The following is a 19,443-nucleotide window of genomic DNA, read 5'->3' on the forward strand; positions in this document are numbered from 1 at the left end:
CAACACGACCGGCAAAGAATCCAATCGCCAAAAAAGCAAAACCCGCCGAAAAAATCGACGGGTTTGTCAGCAGTCTGGGCCCGGCGCAAGCCGGGCTTTTTTTATTCAGCGATGATTTTGACGCGATCGCCAGGGGAAACCGCCGCACCCGTCGGCAAGGCATTGATGAGCTTGAAGAGATCCAGCTTTCGGTCTGTGCCCATCATCCGGGCAGCGAGGGTCGATATGTTCTCGCCGGGCCGGACGGCAACGACGCGAATGCGCAGCGGCTTCAGCGAGGCGGCTTCCGCCGGGGTCATGCGTCGGAAACTGGCGCGCAAAACATTGGCCGTCGGTTCGAGGGCGCCGCTGCCTTTCGGCACGGCGGTCAGAAACCGGAAGATCTGCGCATTGTTGCGAATGACGGTGACATCGAAATCCCAGCGGTCGGCACTTGCGCGCGCGGTGGCTGCTTCCATGCCATTGACAGTGATTTGCTGAATGGTCGATGGATCGAGGCCGGTCACCCAGCCGCTGGAGATATAATTTGTGAGGCTCTGGTTCTGGTTGTCGGCGACGCCATCGAAGCGGACGGCGATGTCGTTGGGGCCGGTGGCCATTACGGCCTCGACCTTGTTGTCGATCTTGAAGTCCGCCGGCACGTCGAAGCGGATGCCGAGGCCGCCATGCAGGAAAGTCTGACCGCGCACGTATCCTTCTTCCGGGCTGTCGCCGTAGAGCAGGCCGTCTATGCCGTCGAGATAATAATCGCGGCCCTTGTCGCCGACGGTCCCTTCCTGGCCGAAAGCGCGCGCATGTGTGCGGGCAAGCTCGATGCGCTGAGCGGAATTCGGATGGCTCGAGAGGAAGTCGAGGCTCTGGTCGGCTTCCGGGTCTACCGACATGAAGCGGCTGTACGCCGCCATGGAATCGAGGAAGCGGGCGGCGGCATAGGGGTCGTATCCGGCTTCGCCGAGCATGCGCACGCCGATGACATCGGCCTGCAGCTCCTGTTGACGAGAGAAGGCGGCAAGCCGCAGCTTGCCCCGGGCAAGCGCCTGCTTGCCGGCTATATCGCTGGAGAGGACCTCGGCGACGACGCGGCTGGCAATGACTTCGGCTTCCTCGCGCTTCTGCCGCTCGATACCGTGATTCGCCGTCACGTGGCCCATTTCGTGCGACAGCACAGCGGCGACTTCCGAGGCGTCGTTGGCAAGGGCGAGTAGGCCACGGGTGACGTAGAGGTAACCGCCTGGCAGCGCGAAGGCGTTGATCGCGGGCGAGTTCAGGATGGTGATCCGGTAGGACTGACTCGGATTTTCCGACACCGCCGTCAGCGCGCCGGCGATGCGGGCGACGAGGCGCTCGGTCTTGGCATCCTTATATTCGCCGCCGTAACTCGCCACGATACGCGGATGCTCCCGGGCGCCCATCGCCGCACGGGGATCGTTCTTCTGCACCTCGTCAACGATCTGGGGATTGGAGGAAGGCGAGATGCTCGGCTGGTAGGATTGTTCGATCAGCGACTGACACCCGTTCAACGCCACCGCGACGGTTGAAAGCAGCACGAGGCGACGGGCGAAGCGACGCGTCGCGGAGATGGCATCACTGGAAAGCGCGGGCGATTTCCACGTCGTCAAGCTGTCCAGTCTGGTTCTCCGCATCATGTCGCTGTTTTGCCGGTTTACCGCAGATTGGGACCGGCCTTGGCAAGGGGAACTCAACAGGTGCGCACCCCTGATCTCGCGCTGCACTCTAGGCCGATACAAGTCGTTGCTGTAGCTGATTTTCGCATCGGTTGCATAGCGAAACTCTGTTTAATTGTGGCGTCGTTGCATTTTGGCAAGCCTCGGACATCAAGGTCTCCCTTCGCTCGAATGAAATTATGGCGAAAGTTCCGTCACGACGCGCAGATTTGTCGACGGCGCGGAAAAAGAACGGAACGATTGAGACAACCGGACGGAAAGCGGCAGCACTGCGGGAAAACTGCAACTACTAGTTATGACTGCCACGAGGGACGCGTGCCGGTGAATATGACCCCTACACGCCGGCAGGTTATTCCGCTGCTTCCGCCGTGGCCTGTTGCGGTCGCTTCGTTTCGCTGGCGCGGGGCAACTGCACGGGTTTCAGCATCATGGCGGCGGCAAGGCCGATTACGGCAATCGCGCAGGAAGTCATGAAAAGAGGCGAGAAGGCGGCGGCATAGATATCAGCGACAGCCCGGCGGCTGGCTTCGGGGAGGGCGGCCATCATTTTCGGCGTGAGCTTTTCGATATCGGCAGCGCCGGGAATGGGAGCGCCGACCTTGCCGAGGCCGGTGGCGATGATGGCGCCGTAGATTGAGATGGCGATCGAGGCGCCGCCCATGCGAGAGAGCGTGACCGAGCCGGTCGCGGCGCCGACGTCGCGGGCCGGTGCGGCATTCTGCACGCCGATGACGGGAACCTGCTGCGCAAGACCGATGCCGATGCCATGCAGCATCATGATCGCGCCGATGAAGGCGATCGGCGTTCCCGCGTGGACCTGCGACATCAGCGCGAAGGCAGTAGCGCTGCAGGTGAAGCTTGCGATAGCGAAGGGTTTGTAGCGGCCGGTCATCGAGATGATACGGCCGGCGGACAGCGAGCCGCAGACGAGACCACCGGTCAGCAGGATGAACAGAAGGCCGGCGGCCGATGGCGAAAGGCCGGTCGTCGTCTGCAGGAAGAGAGCGAGATAGTTGACCATGCCGATGGCGATCGCACCTCCCATGACCGATATCACCAGGAGCAGACTGAAAGTCGAGTTGCGAAAGAGCTGCAGCGGAACGATCGGCTCCGGCGCGCGACGCTCGACGAACACCCAGCTCACGGCGCAGACGACGCCGAAGGCGACGATCCCCATGCTCTGTGGTGAAATCAACGAACCGAACAATTCGCTGCTGTCTGTGGCAAGCACGATGCTCGTCGTCGTGAGCGCGATCAGGAGCGCGCCGGCATAATCGATCTTCGGGCGTCGATTCGGCTTGCGGTAGGGCAGCATGAAAGCAAGGCCGGCCAGTACGATGAAACCGATCGGCACGTTGACGAGGAAGATCGAGCGCCAGCCGAAGAGGTCGCTCATCGTCCCTCCGAGCACCGGGCCGATCGCGCCCGAAGCCATCAGCACGAGGCTGGAGTAGCTTTGATAGCGCGCCCGCTCACGCGGCTCGAACAGATCGGCGTTGACGGCAAAGATCGATACCATGATCCCGCCACCACCGAGACCCTGCAGCACACGCGCGGCGATCAGCGTGTTCATCGAGACGGCGAGGCCACAGACCGCGGAGCCGGCGGTGAAGATTGCGATCGCGGTCATCATCACATACTTGCGGCCGAAAAGATCGCCGAGCTTGCCGTAGAGCGGCATGACGGCGCTGAGCGCCAGGAGGTAGGCCGAGCCGATCCAGCCGAAACGTTCGAGATGGCCGAACTCGCCAACGATTGTCGGCAGCGCCGTGGAGACGATCTGATTATCAAGTGTCGCCATGAACATGGCGGTCATCAGAAAGAAGAAGAGGATAAGCAGGCGACGGGGATCCGTCACGAGCGGCGCAGACGCGGGTTGCATGTCCATGAGGGCGTATTTCCGGTTCGACCCGCTTTATGTGCTATCAGCATGTATTTGTCAATGGCATATGAATGACCTCGGCATATTCAATTTTGACGCCCGCTCTGTTATGATTCCGTCATGAACGAGACCCTGACGAAGATTCTGTCCAACCGCCGGGCCGAGCCGGGCGACGAGAACCTGCCTCGCATTGGCCGGAGCATGGCGCGCATGCGTCTGATGACCGGGCGGCGGCTTATCGGCAGGCTGGCGATCCAGAGTGCCGCGCCGGGCCTTGAACTTTCCCATCTCGACGTGCTCGACGCCGTGCGGCGGGCTGAGCCCGTCGGCGAGGTCACCGTCGGCATGATCGCCGAGATGCTGCGCATCGACCCGTCGCGCGCCAGCCGGGTGGTGGCCGAGATGGTCGGACGCAACGTGTTGCGCCGTGAGGCCTCCCAGGCGGATGCACGGCGGATCGTCGTGGTCATCACCGACGCCGGCCAGGCGCTGCTTGCCGAGATCCACGCGCAGAAAATGGCCATCATCTCCGAGATCGTCTCCGACTGGCCAGCGGCGGATGTCGAGCGCTTCGCGACGCTCTTCGAGCGCTTCATCACCGGTTACGAGGCGATATTCCTGTCGCGTGACAAGGATACGCCGGGCTGAGGTGGCGGCGCCGATCTGTCGGTGCCTCTTCCCCTCGCCCCCCCGTTTGCGCTAAGGGCAGTGCCCATGAGCCAATCCACCTTCACCATTCTGCTCGGCGGCGAACTCAGCCCGACGGAGCGCCTGCGTCGCGCCATCGGCGGCAGCCGCTTCATCGCGGCCGATGGCGGCATGCGGCATGCGATGGCGCTTGGTGTCATCCCTGAGCTCTGGGTCGGCGATTTCGATTCCACGCCCCCCGAGCTCGAAGGGGATTTTCTCGATGTGCCGAAACAGCCCTATCCCGCAGCGAAGGCGGCAACAGACGGCGAAATCGCCGTATTGGAAGCGGTCGCCCGGGGCGCGCGGCGGCTCATCCTGGCGGGCGCGCTCGCCGGCGAACGCTCCGACCACGCGCTTCAGCACCTGCTGTCGGCCGTTGGCCTTGCCGAAGAGGGTTTCGACGTGCTGCTGACCTCTGGCAAGGAAGAGGCCGTGCCGCTGCTTGCCGGCACGATCGAGTTGGACCTTCCCAAAGGCAGCCTGTTCTCAGTCTCCGGGTTCAGCGAGCTGAAGGGGCTCTCCATCGAGAATGCGCGTTATCAGCTCGCAGATTTCCAGCTGCCTTTCGGCTCGTCACGCACAATTTCCAACGTCGCGGAAGGCAAGGTTCGCTTTTCGCTCAAGAGCGGCCGGGCGATCGTGCTTGCCCGACCCTATGATCTTTCCGGAGTCTGATTTTTGGCCCCTCCCATTCTGAAACTCGACGACATCTTCCTGAGCTTTGGCGGCGCGCCGTTGCTGGCGGGTGCTTCCCTGCAGGTCGAGCCCGGCGACAAGATCTGTCTCGTCGGGCGCAACGGCTCGGGAAAATCGACGCTGTTGAAGATCGCCGCCGGTATGGTCGAGGCGCAGTCCGGCGAAGTCTTCCGCCATCCCTCCTCGACGGTGCGTTATCTCGAACAGGCACCGGATTTTGCCGGTTTCAGCACGGTACAGGCCTATGCCGAGGCTGGGCTGGGACCGGGCGACGACCCCTATCGCGTTGCCTATCTCCTGTCGCATCTCGGCCTCACCGGCGAGGAAGATCCGAACACCCTTTCCGGCGGCGAATCGCGCCGGGCCGCGCTTGCCCGCGTGCTGGCGCCGGAGCCCGACATTCTTCTGCTCGACGAGCCGACCAACCATCTCGACCTGCCGACCATCGAATGGCTGGAAGGCGAGCTGCAGAAAACACGCAGCGCCCTGGTGCTGATTTCGCACGACCGTCGTTTCCTCGAAAAGGTTTCGACCGCGACCGTCTGGCTCGACCGCGGCACCTCGCGCCGGCTCGACAGGGGCTTTGCACATTTCGAAGCCTGGCGCGACCAGGTGCTGGAGGCCGAGGAGCTGGAGCAGCACAAGCTCGGCAAGGCAATTGAGCGCGAGGAACACTGGCTGCGCTACGGCGTCACGGCACGGCGCAAACGCAACATGCGCCGGCTTGGCGAGCTGCAGACGATCCGTTCGCAATATCGCGGCCACAAAGGGCCGCAGGGCACGGTCCAGGCGACCGTTTCGGACGCACAGGAATCCGGCAAGCTGGTGATCGAGGCCGAGAAGATCACCAAGAGCTTCGGCGACCGGGCAATCGTCACGCCGTTCTCGATCCGCGTGCACCGCGGCGATTGCATCGGTCTCGTCGGGCCGAACGGCGCCGGCAAGACGACACTCCTGAAGATGTTGACCGGCCAGCTTTCGCCGGACAGCGGCACCATTAAGCTCGGCACCAATCTGGAGATCGCCACCCTCGACCAGAAGCGAGAAGACCTCGACCCCGGGGATACGCTCGCGAACTACCTGACGGACGGGCGCGGCGAAAACCTGCTCGTCAATGGCGAGCAGCGCCATGTCACCGGCTACATGAAGGAATTCCTGTTCCAGCCGGAACAGGCGCGTACGCCCATCAAAAGCCTCTCAGGCGGCGAGCGCGCCCGGCTGATGCTGGCGCGCATCCTCTCCCGCCCGGCAAATCTCCTGATCCTCGACGAACCCACCAACGATCTCGACATCGAGACGCTCGATCTCTTGCAGGAAATTGTCGCCGGTTTTCCCGGCACCGTCATCCTCGTCAGCCACGATCGCGACTTCCTCGACCGCACCGTGACCTCGACGATCGCGCCCGCCGTGCCGGATGCGCCCGACGGTCGATGGATCGAATATGCCGGCGGCTACACGGATATGTTGGCACAGCGCAAAGGCGCGCTCGAAGAGCGCAGGAAGGCCGAGAAGGCGGCGGAGAAGCCGAAGACGCAGGAGACAGCAGCTTCCGGCGGAGGCTCGAAGAGTAAGCTCTCCTTCAAGCAGAAATTCGCGCTTGACAATCTGCCGAAGGAGATCGCCAAAGCCGAAGCCGAGATCGCCAAGCGCGAACTTGTCATGGCCGATCCCAATCTCTTCACGCGCGACCCCGCTGCCTTCAACCGGCTTGCAAGCGAGATGGAAAAGCTGCGCGCCAGCCTGACCAAGATGGAAGAGGAGTGGCTGGAGCTCGAAATGCTGCGGGAAGAGCTGGAAGGCTGAGATTTTCGCACTCAGCCGCTCGCGTCAATCGGTGCGGGCAGGGTCCAGCCGGATGACGCGGCGCTCTGAAGCGCCGGCGCTGGCGCTGGCGCCGGTCCTGGCGGCCTGCTGCTGCGGCTCCTCGGACCTCGAAGGCAGCGCCTGCAGATGCAGCACGCGCGGCTGCAGCGCCTCCAGATAGGTTTCAGAGCGGCCGATATAGATCATGCCGGTTTCGGGCATCGAAGCCAGCACTCGGCACATCGTCTCCTGCCATTCCGGCTCCATGCCCTCAAGCACTTCGTCGAAGATGATCCAGCGCGGGCGTACCAGCAGCAGACGGGCGAAACCGATCGCCTTCTGTTCGTCGCCGTCGAGCAGCTTGTCCCAGCGGGCGCGGGTATCCAGCCGTGCGACGAGAGAGTGCAGGCCGGCCTTTTCGAGGGCCGCCTCGACGGCGGCCTTCTCATAGGCATCGGGACTTTCGGGGAAGGCCAGCGCCTCGCGCAGCGTGCCGCCGGGAACATAGGCGATCTGCGGAACGAACAGCATGTCGTCGACCGGCGGCAAGCCCATCGTGCCGCTGCCGCACGGCCAGAGCCCGGCCATGGCCTGGAACAGCAGCTTTCGGTTGACGCTATGATCGCCGTTGATCATGATTTTCTCGCCGGCCTTGATCACGACATCGGTTTCGCGCAGGCGAAAACCGCCGCATTCCTCGATGTCTTCGCCGATCTTGGCATTGATCACTACATCCTTCATCGTCAGCGTGTCGGATGCGGTGTTCTCATAGGCAATGCTGCCCTTCAGATCGAAGTCCTCGTCCATATCGAGCAATGCCTGGCGGAAGTCGGTAACGCGCATCAGCGTGGCACGCCATTCGGCGATCGGGCCGAAATTGGCGACATACCAGCGCAGCGCCGTATTGACCTGGTTGAAGGCGCCGACCGACATCATCAGCTGGCCGAGGGTGAGGCCGCCGGAGAAATATGCCGGGGCTGCAACGATGATCGGGATGACGATCACCAGCCAGCCGTAGCCGGCCGAAACCCAGGTGAGGTTGGTGTTGGCCATGGCAAGTCGCCTGACGACCCGCAGCACCGAGCTGATATCGGTGTTGATGCGCCGGCGCTCGTTCTCTTCGCCCCGCGCGACGGTGATGGCTGGCATGTTCTCATTGGCATGCATCAGCGTGAAACGGAGTTCGGCCTCTTTCGAGAACCGGTCGGCATTGAGCTTGACCAGCTTGCGGCCGACAACCTGGCTCAGCACCGAGGCGGAAGCGGCATAGAAAATCGCTGCCCAGACCATATATCCAGGAATGGAGAAACTGTGGCCACTGATGCGGAAGACGAAGCCGCTCGACAGCTCCCAAAGCACGCCGATGAAACTCACCAGAAGAATGGTCGACTGTAAGAGGCCGAGGACCAGGCCAGTGGTGCTTTCAGCAAGATTGCGGGAATCCTCGTGCAGGCGCTGGTCCGGGTTGACGCCGATCAGGCCGCTGGAGGCGAGCCGCAGCGCCCGCTTACGCTTCAGCCACTGGTCGACGAGATCGCGCGACAGGCCCTCACGCATATAGAGCGCCGTCATCTGGTTCAGCCAGGCCTGCAGCACGTTGAGCAGCAGCAGCGTGCCGGCGATCATCGCGAAGATTTCGAGCTGGTGGAAGAATTCGCCGAGATCCCGGCGCTCGAGCGAATCGTAGAAGGGGGCGTTCCACTCGTTGAGGATGACCTGGCCATAAGCCGTCGCCAGGATGACGAGGATCAGCACGGTGGCCAAAAACAGCACCTTGCCACGCACTTCAGAATTCCAGAATGCCGAGAACATTACTCCGAGGCGATATGTCAGGCTGAAATCGTAACCAACCCTGTCTTGCCTCCTGGCGCTCGGCCTCCCCTCGATCTTATCTGCCATCATGCTTTTCCAACAACGCCCATGCTGTCATTATTAACATGGTGGCGTTAGCGGTCTATCAACAGATTCTATCAGTCATTAAACTGTGATGATGCTTGCGCGGGCCGCTCTCGCATGCATTCGGCAGTTGATTCGCGGCTCAACTGGGACTAATTAAGGCACTCCGTGGTGATTTGGCCGGCCGGCTTGCAGCCACGTTAAAAAAGTCGCTAAAGGGCCGCGTGCGGACCGGTAGCGATTTTTTGTCGCCGCCGGTTTTTTATTTTTGATCGAGTGACCTCAATGCCCATCAAGATCCCCGATACTCTGCCCGCCTTCGAAACCCTGGTTCAGGAAGGTGTGCGGGTGATGACCGAGACGATGGCGATCCGTCAGGATATAAGACCGTTGCAGATCGGCCTGCTCAACCTGATGCCCAACAAGATCAAGACAGAACTGCAGATGGCCCGCCTCGTCGGCGCTTCGCCGCTGCAGGTGGAGCTGTCGCTCATCCGCATCGGCGGGCACAAGGCGAAGAACACGTCCGAAGATCACCTGCTCGCCTTCTACCAGACCTGGGAAGAGGTAAAGCAGCGCAAGTTCGACGGTTTCATCATCACCGGGGCGCCGATCGAGCTTCTGCCCTATGAGGACGTTACCTATTGGGGAGAGATGCAGGAGATCTTCAATTGGACGGAGACCAACGTCCATTCGACGATGAACGTCTGCTGGGGCGCTATGGCGGCGATCTATCACTTCCACGGCGTTCCGAAATACGAGCTGAAGGAAAAGGCCTTCGGGGTCTACCGCCACCGGAACCTCAAACCTTCCTCCATCTATCTGAACGGCTTTTCCGACAACTTCGAGGTGCCGGTGTCCCGATGGACCGAGGTACGCCGCGAAGATATCGAAAAATCCGAAAGCCTGGAAATCCTGATGGAGTCCAGCGAGATGGGCGTATGCCTCGTGCACGAAAAGAGGGGCCGTCGGCTCTACATGTTCAACCACGTCGAATATGACTCCACCTCGCTTTCCGACGAGTATTTCCGCGATGTGGATGCCGGCGTGCCGATCAAGATGCCGCACAATTACTTCCCGCATAATGACCCATCGCTTGCGCCGCAGAACCGCTGGCGCAGCCATGCGCATCTGCTGTTCGGCAATTGGATCAACGAGATCTATCAGACGACGCCCTACGATCTCGAAGAGATTGGTATGGATCTCTGAGCGTCGCTGGCCGCATTTCACATCAAGGCCCGCAGCATTGCCGCTGCCGCATTTCTTTCTGGTCGTACCGGTTGCGGTTTGGAGCAAATGAAGGCAGGTTCCCGACCTACCCCCAGGAAAAGAACGGAACGGATGTCGATTATGTCGGAGAAGTTGGAGCGAGAAGTTTTCGGGCAGACGAAGGCGGGTGAAACCGTCTACCGCGCAGAGATTAAGGGCGGAGGGCTGACGGCCAGAATCATCACCTGGGGTGCGGTTATCCAGGATCTGCGCCTTGCGGGCCATGACGCGCCGCTGCAGCTCGGCTTTGAGGATTTCGACAGCTACCCCCTCTATTCGGCCTATTTCGGCGCGACACCCGGCCGCTGCGCCAACCGCGTCGGCGGCGGCAGGTTCACGCTCGATGGCAAGGACTACCAGCTCGAGCAAAACGAAAACGGCGTCACGCATCTGCATGGTGGCAGCGACAATATCGCCAAGCGCAACTGGACGATCGTCGAGCATGAAGTCGACCGCCTGATAATGAAGATCGTCGATCCTGACGGCCGCGCCGGCTATCCCGGCAATTGCACCATCCAGGCGACATTCCGGGTGCATGGCAATGGGGAACTGTCGATCACCTACGAATCGACCAGCGATCGGCCGACGCTCGCCAATGTCTGCCAGCACGCTTATTTCAATCTCGACGGCCGCGAGGATGCGCTGGGCCACGACATCATGATCGCCGCCGATCACTATCTGCCGACCGACGAGAAGCAGGTGCCGACCGGCGAGATCCGGCCCGTCGACGGAACCGAATTCGATTTCCGCGAGATGGCCCCGATGAAGCGTTTCGTCGGCAGCGAACAGGTGTTGTACGACCATAATTTCTGCCTGTCCCGCGAACGCACCGCCAAGCGGACCGTCGCGCTCGCCCGCAGCCTCTATTCCGGCGTGTCGCTGGAAGTGCGCAGCACCGAGCCGGGCGTGCAGTTCTATGCCGGCTTTAAGCTCAACACAGGGGCTCCCGGCCTCGACGGGCGTAAATACGGCCCGTTCGCAGGCTTCTGCCTGGAGACCCAGGTCTGGCCGGATGCGATCAACCACGAGGGCTTCCCGAATGCGGTCCTACGTCCGGGCGAGGTGCTGCGCCAGGAGACGGATTATATCTTCACCAAGAGCTGAAAGAGGCGCGCGCCCCACGGACGCGCGGCTTTCAAATTAGATCGTTGTGAACCCTCTCCGGCCAACCGGGGAGGGTTTTTTCATCTCCACCTTCGATTTACCCTTGCTCATTGGTTCTATATAGGTTCTATTGCCAACCCATGAATAGAACCAGTCTGATAGCGGAACTGAGCAGACGCGGCCTGCGCGACGACGCTCTGGCCGGCCCGCTCTACAAGCGGCTGGCTCAGGCGCTGACCAGTCTCATTCAGGAAGGATTGCTGAAGCCCGGCGCGGCGCTGCCGGGCGAGCGCGACCTTGCGGAGGCTCTCAAGCTCGGCCGCGTCACCGTACGCACCGCCTATCGCGACCTGATGGCGGCGGGCGCGCTGGAATCGCGCCATGGAAGCGGTACCTTCGTATCGGGCAAGGTGGAGCGCATGGAACAGTCGCTCTGGCGGCTTTCCTCCTTCTCCGCCGACATGCGCTCGCGCGGGCGTCTGCCGGCCGCACGAATATTGTCGCAGGAGGTCAACACGCCGTCGCCGGAAGAATCCTTCCTGCTCGGACTCGGCGGCGACGAGCCGGTGCTGAGGCTCGACCGGCTGCGCCTCGCCGACGGGCTGCCGCTGGCGATCGAGCGCGCCGTGGTGCCGGTCAAATTTCTCGGGGAGAACGCCGGCGGCGAGGGATCGCTTTACGATGCGCTGGCGGCAAACGGCCATCGGCCGGTGCGCGCGCTGCAGCGTCTGACCGCCGTCACACTGGATGCGTCCTACGCTGCAATGCTGAACGTCAAAACAGGAGCGCCGGCGCTCCTGATCGAACGTGTCTCGCGGCTGGAAGACCAGCGTGTCGTCGAATACACCCGCTCGCACTATCGCGGCGATGCCTATGATTTCGTCGCCGAATTGAGAATTGGAGATGACCATGAGTGAAAACCAGTCGCTGATGCTGCAGGAAGCCGGCCAGTCGCCGGAGGTGGTGGCCATGCTTCTCGAAAAGGAAAAGCCGGTCTTTGCCGAAATCACCAGGCTGTTTTCGTCCTCCCGCCCGAGCGTGGTGACGACGGCGGCGCGCGGCTCCTCGGACCATGCCGCCACCTTCTTCAAATATCTCTTCGAGATCACCTGCGGTGTGCCGGTCGCATCGGTCGGCCCGTCGATTGCGTCCGTCTATGGCGCCGCCCTTAACCTGAAGGGCGGTGTGCATTTCACCGTCTCGCAGTCGGGTGCAAGTCCCGATATCGTCGCCCTGCAGGAGGCGGCCAAAAAGGGCGGCGCAACGACGATCGCCATCGTCAACGTTACCGATAGCCCGCTTGCGAAACAGGCAGACATCGTCCTCGGTCTCAATGCCGGCGCGGAAAGAAGTGTTGCGGCAACGAAGTCCTTCATCGCCTCCGTCGCCGCGCTTTCCGGCGTGACGGCGGCAATCGGTAACGCGTCCGACCTGCAGACGGCACTCGGCAAGCTGCCGGAGGCGCTTTCGGCGACCGCCGGGATCGACACGGCGGCGGCCGAGGAGGTGCTGTTCAATGCGACCTCGCTCTACACGGCCGGCCGCGGCCCGGCCTTTGCGATCGCGCTCGAAGCAGCATTGAAGGCCAAGGAAACATCCGGCCTGCATGCCGAGGCCTTTTCGCTGGCGGAACTGATGCATGGCCCGATGCGCCTGGTGCAGCCGGGCTTTCCGATCGTCGCCTTCTCCCCTGACGACGCGGCCTTCGCCAATAACGGCCAGGCGCTGGAGCGCCTGCAGAAGCTCGGCGCCACCACGGTCGGTTTCTCCACGCAGCCGCTCTCCGGCATCAATCTGCGTGTGCCGACGACGGGCAACGGCCTGATCGATCCGCTGGTGTCGCTGCTCGTCTATTACCGGCTGATCGAGTCGGTGACGCGCCGCAAGGGCTTCGACCCCGACCGGCCAGCGAATCTGCTCAAAGTGACGGAGACGGTCTGATGGGGCGCAAGATCTTCGTCGGCGCTCGCATTTTTGACGGCGAGCACTTCCATGACGACAAGGTGCTCATCGTTGCCGACGGCCGCGTCGAAAGGATCGCCGCGGCAAATGACCGGCCTGATGGCGAGAAGGTTGAACTTGAGGGTGGCGTCCTGTCGGCCGGCTTCATCGATGCGCAGGTCAATGGCGGCGGCGGCCGGATGCTGAACGACGAGCCTTCCGCGACATCGATGGCTATTATCGCCGGCGGGCACCGGCCCTATGGCACGACATCGCTGTTGCCGACCTTGATTACCGATACATCGGAGGCGACCAATGCCGCCATTGAGGCGGCGAAGGAGGCTGTCAAGGAAAACCGCGGCGTCGCCGGACTGCATCTCGAAGGCCCGCATCTGGCGCCAGCCCGCAAGGGTGCTCATCTGGCCGAGCTGATGCGGCCGGTGGAGGACGGCGACGTCAAGGCATTTATTCGGGCACGTGAGGCAATCGGCACGCTGCTCGTCACGATTGCGGCCGAGCAAGTGACGGTCGCCCAGGTGCGCGAGCTTGCCGAAGCCGGCGTCATCGTCAGTCTTGGTCATTCCGATTGTTCGAGCGAGGCGGCGGAGGAGCGTTTCGATGCCGGAGCGCGTGGCGTCACCCACCTCTTCAACGCCATGAGCCAGATGGGGCACCGTGCTCCCGGGCTCGTCGGCGCAGCCATTGATCATCCCGCGACCTGGTGCGGCATCATTGCCGACGGCCATCACGTCGATCCGAAGGCACTGCGCACGGCCCTGCGCGCCAAGCGCGGCGAAGGCAAGCTGTTCTTCGTCACCGATGCCATGTCGCTTGTCGGCTCGCAGCAGGACTCGTTCACGCTGAATGGACGCACCGTCCGGCGCGAAAGGGGGGGATTCTGTTCGAAGCTCGTGCTTTCCGACGGGACGCTCGCGGGCTCCGACATCGACATGATTTCGGCAATCCGCTACGGCGTCACTTATCTCGATCTGACGCTCGCCGAAGCTTTGCGCATGGCGACCCTTTATCCCGCGCGTTTCCTGAGGCTTGCCGACCGCGGCTATCTCTCGCCGGGCGCGCGCGCCGATCTTGTCCATCTGACCGATGCCCTCACTGTTACATCCACCTGGCTTGCCGGCGAGGCCGCCTGAGATCAAGGAGACGTGGGATGACTGACATCACGGACGCCTATTTCTCCAATCTGATCGGCCGGCTTGAAGAGCTGAAGCAGACGCTTGCCGAGCCGATGGCCAGAGCAGCGGCGGTCATCCTCGATGCTGCCCGCGGCGACAAACGCGTCTATGTCTTCGGTACCGGCCATTCGCATATGCTGGCGGAAGAAGTGCACTATCGCGCCGGCGGGCTCGCCTTCACCGTGCCGGTGCTCGTCGGGTCGGCCATGCTGCACGAGGGGGCGGTGATCAGCTCGGTCTATGAGCGCACACAGGGCTTGGTGCGGCCGATGCTGGAGCGTTACGGCATGCAGCCGGGCGATGTCATCATCATCGCCTCCAATTCGGGCGTGAACGCCGCCCCGATCGAAGCCGCCGACTATGCGCGCGAAATTGGCGCAAAGGTGATCGCCATCACGTCGATTGCCTATTCCTCAGCGATCGCCAATGGCCGCCGGCGCCTTGCCGACGTCGCCGATGTGGTGCTGGACAACGGACTGCCGCCGGGAGACGCCGTTGTCGAGCTCGAAGGCACGGGGCTTCGGGTTGGGCCTGTCTCGACGGCGGTCGGGGTGACGGTCATCAACGCGATTTTTGCCGAAGTCGCCTCGGAGCTTTCGAAATCCGGCGATGCGCCGGTCTATCTCAGCGCCAATATGCCGGGCGCAGCCGAGATCAACCAGAAGCTCGTCAAGAAATACCGGTCGCGCAACCCGCATCTCTGACAAGCAGATACATAAAAGGCCGGTCGGAACCGGCCTTGTGATGCAGTCAAATCACAAATCAATCCTTGGCGCGTTCGACGTAGGAGTTGTCTTCCGTCGCGATGACGACACGGGTACCGGCGTCGATGTGCGGCGGCACCATGGTGCGGATGCCGTTGGACAGCATAGCCGGCTTGTAGGAAGAGGATGCCGTCTGACCTTTGACGACCGGTTCGGTCTCGGTGATTTCGAGGGTCACGTGGCGCGGCAGCTCGAGCGCCAGCGGGATACCTTCGTGGATCGACAGGATGCAGGTCATGCCTTCCTGGAGATAGGCCTTCTGGTCACCCATGGTTTCCTGGCTGACGACCACCTGGTCGTAGGTTGCCGGATTCATGAAGTGGAAGCCTTCGCCGTCCTCATAGAGATACTGGAAGTTGACGTCTTCCACGAAGGCGCGCTCGACCTGTTCAGTGGTGCGCCAGCGTTCGGAAACCTTCACGCCATCGACGATGCGGCGCATGTCGACCTGGGTGACCGGCGTTCCCTTGCCCGGATGAAAGTTCTGGGCGGTGAGAACGACGTAGAGCTTGCCGTCCACGTCGAGAACGTTGCCCTTGCGGACCGAAGAGGCGATGACCTTGACCATAAGACTTCCTTGTAACTCGGCTTTCGGCGTCGTAGAGGACTGTCGAGACGCCCCGAAGACACAGATGTTTTTCTTGGGGCGCAACTAACCTAAAATCCGGGAAATAGCCACCCCCATACCGGTTTCTCCGGCGAAGAAAGCTTGGAATGAACTTTTCGGCCAAAGCGTCTCCCTGGTGGACCCCGTCCGTGCATGCCGATCGCCGCCCGTTCCTGATCGGGCGCAATGCGGTCCAGGCGGCATTGCGGGGGTTTTTCGCGCGCGAGAATTTCATCGAGGTCGATACCGCGGTACTGCAGATCTCACCCGGCAACGAAGCGCATCTGCATGCCTTCGCGACAGAAGCGGTAACGACGGACGGCCAGACGGCGCCGTTTTACCTGCACACTTCGCCGGAATTCGCCTGCAAGAAGCTGCTTGCGGCGGGCGAGCAGCGCATTTCCTGCTTTGCCCATGTCTATCGCAATCGCGAGCGCGGGCCGCTGCATCATCCCGAGTTCACCATGCTCGAATGGTATAGGGCCGGCGAAAGCTACGAGAGCCTGATGATGGATTGCGTGCGGATCCTGGCGCTGGCGGCCGAAACGGTAAAGGCCGACAAGCTGACCTATCGCGGCGGGCAGTGCGATCCCTTTGCCGGGCCGGAGCGGCTCAGCGTCGCCGAAGCGTTCGAACGCCATGCCGGCATTGATCTCCTCGCCTCCGTCGCCGCCGACGGATCAACCGATCGCGAACATCTGGCAATCGAGCTCAAGCGTATCGGCATGCGTGTTGCCGATGATGACGGCTGGGCCGATCTTTTCAGCCGGGTGCTGGTCGAAAAGATCGAGCCGCATCTCGGCTTCGACCGCATCACCATTCTCGACGAATATCCGATTTCCGAGGCCGCACTTGCGCGTCCCTCGAGACGCGACCCCAGAGTTGCCGAACGTTTCGAGCTCTATGCCTGCGGCGTCGAGCTCGCCAACGGATTCGGCGAGCTTACCAATGCCGACGAGCAGCGGCGCCGGTTCGAGATCGAGATGGCGGAAAAGGCCCGTGTCTACGGCGAGAGCTACCCAATCGACGAAGACTTCCTGGCGGCACTTTCGCTGATGCCCGAAGCAAGCGGCATTGCGCTTGGCTTTGACCGCTTGGTGATGTTGGCCACTGGAGCGTCGCGCATCGATCAGGTGCTCTGGGCGCCGGTTGCGGAGTATGGACGATGAACGTCCTCAAACCGGTCAAGAGCGTCGACGATCTTCTAAAGGCGGGGTTAGCCACGGCTGGCGATCGCGCAATTCTTGACGAAATAGCCGCTCGTTACGCCATTGCCTTGACGCCCGCGATGACCAGACTGATTGACAGCGCCGATCCTGATGATCCGATCGCGCGGCAGTTCGTGCCTGACGCTGCCGAACTTATCGTCGCCCACGAAGAACGCGCCGATCCGATCGGCGACCATGCCCACAGCCCTGTCGAAGGCATCGTCCATCGTTATCCCGACCGCGTGTTGCTCAAGGCCGTGCATGTCTGCCCGGTTTATTGCCGCTTCTGCTTCCGCCGCGAAATGGTCGGGCCGCAGGGTTTGGGCACGCTCGATGCGGCGGCGATGCAGGCAGCTCTCGATTATATCGGCGGCCGCCCGGAGATCTGGGAGGTCATCCTGACCGGCGGCGATCCGCTGGTGCTTTCGCCGCGCCGGCTCCGCGACATCATGGAGGCGCTTGCCGCGATCGCGCATGTGAAGATCGTGCGCTTCCACACCCGCGTTCCGGTCGTCGATCCCGAGAAGATCGATGCGGCGCTGATCGCCGCGCTGAAGGCGAGCGGCAAGACCGTCTATGTGGCGCTGCATGCCAACCATGTCAGGGAACTGACGACGGAAGCGCGCGCGGCCTGCGCGCGCCTCGTCGATGCCGGCATCGCGATGGTCAGCCAAACGGTGCTGCTCAAGGGCATCAACGATGATCCCGAGGTGCTGGCCGAACTGATGAAGGCCTTCGTCGAAATCCGCGTCAAACCCTATTACCTCCATCATCCCGATCTTGCGCCCGGCACTGGCCATTTCAGATTGACGATCGAGGAGGGCCAGAGGATCGTGGCGGCGCTGCGCGGGCGGATTTCCGGCCTCTGCCAGCCGACCTACATCCTCGATATCCCAGGCGGTCACGGCAAGGCCGTCGTCAGCGGAAGCACTGTTCAGGCCACGGGCGACGGCTGTTATTCCGTTTCGGATTACCGCGGCGGCGAGCATTCCTATCCGCCGGCCTGATGACGCGAAGTCATACTTTCCGTGTCATTTCTGTACTCGCCGCGTCGGAAGCTGTGTCGCGCATAATTGCTCAAATGATATTAGCCCATTGAAATAAAATTAATATTCGAGCCTGTATCGGGATGATCGCTAAAGTTCTAACTGTGAGTGACAATCATATTTAACCCAACAAATTAGCGGAATGTTCTGTTTTCCGCACTAAAAGAACGCTCATGACAAGGCGATGAACGCCGGTTCGGGATCATGAGTATCTTGGAGTGATGGGATGAATAAGACAATCCGCGACCTCGTAGCCAAATTCGGCAAACTTCCGACGTCGGTCGACCAGATCGCCGACGACGCCGATCTTTATGCGGCAGGTCTGACGTCCTTTGCTTCGGTGCAGCTGATGCTGGGCATTGAAGAGGCATTCGACATCGAATTTCCCGACAATCTGCTGAACCGCAAATCCTTTGCAAGTATTTCGGCCATCGCCAAAACCGTCGATCTCATACGGGACGGCCGGAAGGTCGCCTGATGAATTTCCCCGTCAAGATCATTGAAGACGGGCTTGTCGCAAGGGTCGCCCGCGTCGCTGAAGTCGCGGCGAAACACGCGGATGCGGTCGACGTCGAAGGCCGCTTCCCACGGGAAGCCGTGGATGCGATGAAGGCCGAAAGGCTGCTCGGCATTCAGGTGCCGCGCCATCTCGGCGGGGAATCGGCCTCGATCACTGAAATCGCCGAATTGTGCTCGATGCTCAGCCAGGCCTGCGCGGCAAGCGCCATGGTCTTCGCCATGCACCACATCAAGCTGTCCAGCCTCGTCGAACACGGCGCCGATAGCGAATGGCATTGCGGCTTCATGCGCGGCATCGCTGCCGACCAGCTGCTGATCGCATCGGCCACCACCGAAGGCGGCATCGGAGGCAACCTCCGCAACAGCATTTGCGCCATCGAGGTCGACGGGGATATCTGCCGACTCGAAAAGGATGCAACGGTCATTTCCTATGGGTCGCATGCTGACGCCATCCTCATCACTTCGCGTGCCCATGCGCAGGCCGCCTCTTCCGACCAGGTACTGACGGCTTTCCTCAAGGATCAGTACACGCTCGAGAAAACGCATGTCTGGAATACGCTCGGAATGCGCGGCACCTGCTCGGACGGCTTCCTCTTCAAAGGCGAAGCACCGGCGCGGCAAATCCTGCCGAAGCCTTTCGCTGAGATCGCCGCGCAATCCATGCTCGCTTCCTCGCATCTGCTCTGGAGTGGCGTCTGGTACGGCATCGCGGTCGACGCCGTAGCGCGCGCCCAGGCCTTCGTGCGCGCCGCCGCCCGCAAGGCCCCTGACGCCCAGCCGCCCGGAGCACTACGCCTCGCCGAGGTTTCGAATCTGCTGCAGATGGTGAAATCCAACGTCGTTGCCGGCCTAAAGGCCTACGAGGACGCCAAAGCCAATCCCGACCGGCTGTCGTCGATGGGTTTTGCCGTGGCGATGAACAATGTCAAGATCGCCTCTTCCGAGACGATCCTGGAGATCGTCAACCACGCCATGCTGATCTGCGGCATCATGGGTTATAAAAATGGCACGCCCTTCAGCCTCGGGCGGCATCTGCGCGACGCGCATTCCGCACAGTTGATGATCTCGAACGACCGCATCCTCGGCAATACGTCGAGCATGCTTCTCGTCCACAAGCAGGACACTAGCCTACTGGGGTAA

17 protein-coding genes and 1 riboswitch are annotated in these 19,443 nt (G+C 61.9%); of the genes, 13 read left to right on the forward strand and 4 right to left on the reverse strand.

The genetic code is table 11. The annotated features are described in order from the left end of the window. Nucleotides 1–101: 101 nt before the first annotated feature. Both FFR93_RS32380 and FFR93_RS32385 read right to left on the reverse strand, forming a co-directional pair. Nucleotides 102–1,646, reverse strand: a complete 1,545-nt coding sequence (locus tag FFR93_RS32380) for a M48 family metalloprotease (protein WP_064708077.1) — start codon at nt 1,644–1,646, stop codon at nt 102–104. Between the two features lie 388 nt (nt 1,647–2,034). Then, nucleotides 2,035–3,573, reverse strand: coding sequence for an MDR family MFS transporter (locus FFR93_RS32385; protein WP_138396228.1), 1,539 nt, complete (start codon nt 3,571–3,573; stop codon nt 2,035–2,037). A gap of 114 nt (nt 3,574–3,687) precedes the next feature. On the opposite strand from FFR93_RS32385, the gene FFR93_RS32390 reads away from it, so the two are divergent. The 3 genes from FFR93_RS32390 to FFR93_RS32400 all read left to right on the forward strand — a co-directional run bounded on the left by FFR93_RS32390 (nt 3,688) and on the right by FFR93_RS32400 (nt 6,756). After that, nucleotides 3,688–4,215: a MarR family transcriptional regulator gene (locus FFR93_RS32390; protein WP_138396229.1), complete on the forward strand. Its 528-nt coding sequence runs from the start codon at nt 3,688–3,690 to the stop codon at nt 4,213–4,215. Nucleotides 4,216–4,281: 66 nt separating this feature from the next. Further along, nucleotides 4,282–4,932, forward strand: coding sequence for a thiamine diphosphokinase (locus FFR93_RS32395; protein ID WP_138396230.1), 651 nt, complete (start codon nt 4,282–4,284; stop codon nt 4,930–4,932). A 3-nt stretch (nt 4,933–4,935) separates the two neighbouring features. Next, nucleotides 4,936–6,756: an ABC-F family ATP-binding cassette domain-containing protein gene (locus tag FFR93_RS32400; protein WP_138396231.1), complete on the forward strand. Its 1,821-nt coding sequence runs from the start codon at nt 4,936–4,938 to the stop codon at nt 6,754–6,756. A 24-nt stretch (nt 6,757–6,780) separates the two neighbouring features. Here FFR93_RS32400 and FFR93_RS32405 read toward each other — a convergent pair whose 3' ends face one another. After that, nucleotides 6,781–8,655: an ABC transporter ATP-binding protein/permease gene (locus FFR93_RS32405; protein ID WP_064708082.1), complete on the reverse strand. Its 1,875-nt coding sequence runs from the start codon at nt 8,653–8,655 to the stop codon at nt 6,781–6,783. A gap of 155 nt (nt 8,656–8,810) precedes the next feature. Further along, a riboswitch (SAM riboswitch) is annotated at nt 8,811–8,888 on the forward strand. A 49-nt stretch (nt 8,889–8,937) separates the two neighbouring features. Here FFR93_RS32405 and metA point away from each other — a divergent pair. The 6 genes from metA (at nt 8,938) to FFR93_RS32435 (ending at nt 14,863) form a co-directional block, all read left to right on the forward strand. Next, a complete protein-coding gene (gene metA / locus FFR93_RS32410; protein ID WP_064708083.1) occupies nt 8,938–9,861 on the forward strand; it encodes a homoserine O-succinyltransferase in 924 nt (307 codons plus the stop codon). Between the two features lie 141 nt (nt 9,862–10,002). Then, complete coding sequence (locus FFR93_RS32415) at nt 10,003–11,025, forward strand: aldose epimerase family protein (protein WP_138396232.1); 1,023 nt, start codon at nt 10,003–10,005, stop codon at nt 11,023–11,025. Between the two features lie 140 nt (nt 11,026–11,165). Further along, nucleotides 11,166–11,942 (forward strand): GntR family transcriptional regulator, encoded by a 777-nt coding sequence (locus FFR93_RS32420; RefSeq protein ID WP_064708084.1) that lies wholly within the window; start codon nt 11,166–11,168, stop codon nt 11,940–11,942. Continuing rightward, on the forward strand, nt 11,935–12,966 hold the full coding sequence (locus FFR93_RS32425; protein ID WP_138396233.1) for an SIS domain-containing protein: 1,032 nt from the start codon (nt 11,935–11,937) through the stop codon (nt 12,964–12,966). Before FFR93_RS32420 ends, FFR93_RS32425 begins: the two co-directional genes overlap by 8 nt. After that, on the forward strand, nt 12,966–14,117 hold the full coding sequence (gene nagA, locus FFR93_RS32430; RefSeq protein WP_138396234.1) for an N-acetylglucosamine-6-phosphate deacetylase: 1,152 nt from the start codon (nt 12,966–12,968) through the stop codon (nt 14,115–14,117). Before FFR93_RS32425 ends, nagA begins: the two co-directional genes overlap by 1 nt. A 17-nt stretch (nt 14,118–14,134) precedes the next feature. Beyond that, nucleotides 14,135–14,863: an SIS domain-containing protein gene (locus FFR93_RS32435; protein ID WP_064712497.1), complete on the forward strand. Its 729-nt coding sequence runs from the start codon at nt 14,135–14,137 to the stop codon at nt 14,861–14,863. A gap of 58 nt (nt 14,864–14,921) precedes the next feature. Here the strand turns inward: FFR93_RS32435 and efp are convergent, their stop codons facing one another. Next, nucleotides 14,922–15,491 (reverse strand): elongation factor P, encoded by a 570-nt coding sequence (gene efp, locus FFR93_RS32440; RefSeq protein ID WP_064708087.1) that lies wholly within the window; start codon nt 15,489–15,491, stop codon nt 14,922–14,924. 146 nt (nt 15,492–15,637) lie between these two features. Between efp and epmA the strand changes: the two genes are divergently transcribed. The 4 genes from epmA to FFR93_RS32460 all read left to right on the forward strand — a co-directional run bounded on the left by epmA (nt 15,638) and on the right by FFR93_RS32460 (nt 19,443). Next, nucleotides 15,638–16,699: an EF-P lysine aminoacylase EpmA gene (gene epmA / locus FFR93_RS32445; RefSeq protein WP_138396235.1), complete on the forward strand. Its 1,062-nt coding sequence runs from the start codon at nt 15,638–15,640 to the stop codon at nt 16,697–16,699. Then, on the forward strand, nt 16,696–17,745 hold the full coding sequence (locus FFR93_RS32450) for a lysine-2,3-aminomutase-like protein (protein WP_138396236.1): 1,050 nt from the start codon (nt 16,696–16,698) through the stop codon (nt 17,743–17,745). Before epmA ends, FFR93_RS32450 begins: the two co-directional genes overlap by 4 nt. Before the next feature lie 265 nt (nt 17,746–18,010). After that, on the forward strand, nt 18,011–18,262 hold the full coding sequence (locus FFR93_RS32455) for an acyl carrier protein (protein WP_064708090.1): 252 nt from the start codon (nt 18,011–18,013) through the stop codon (nt 18,260–18,262). Continuing rightward, the gene (locus FFR93_RS32460; RefSeq protein WP_138396237.1) at nt 18,262–19,443 is read left to right on the forward strand and encodes an acyl-CoA dehydrogenase family protein; all 1,182 of its coding nucleotides are present in this window, start codon (nt 18,262–18,264) and stop codon (nt 19,441–19,443) included. The genes FFR93_RS32455 and FFR93_RS32460 overlap by 1 nt, the downstream gene beginning before the upstream one ends.

The sequence above is a fragment of the Rhizobium sp. MHM7A genome (assembly GCF_005862215.1).
GTDB classification, from domain to species: domain Bacteria; phylum Pseudomonadota; class Alphaproteobacteria; order Rhizobiales; family Rhizobiaceae; genus Rhizobium; species Rhizobium bangladeshense.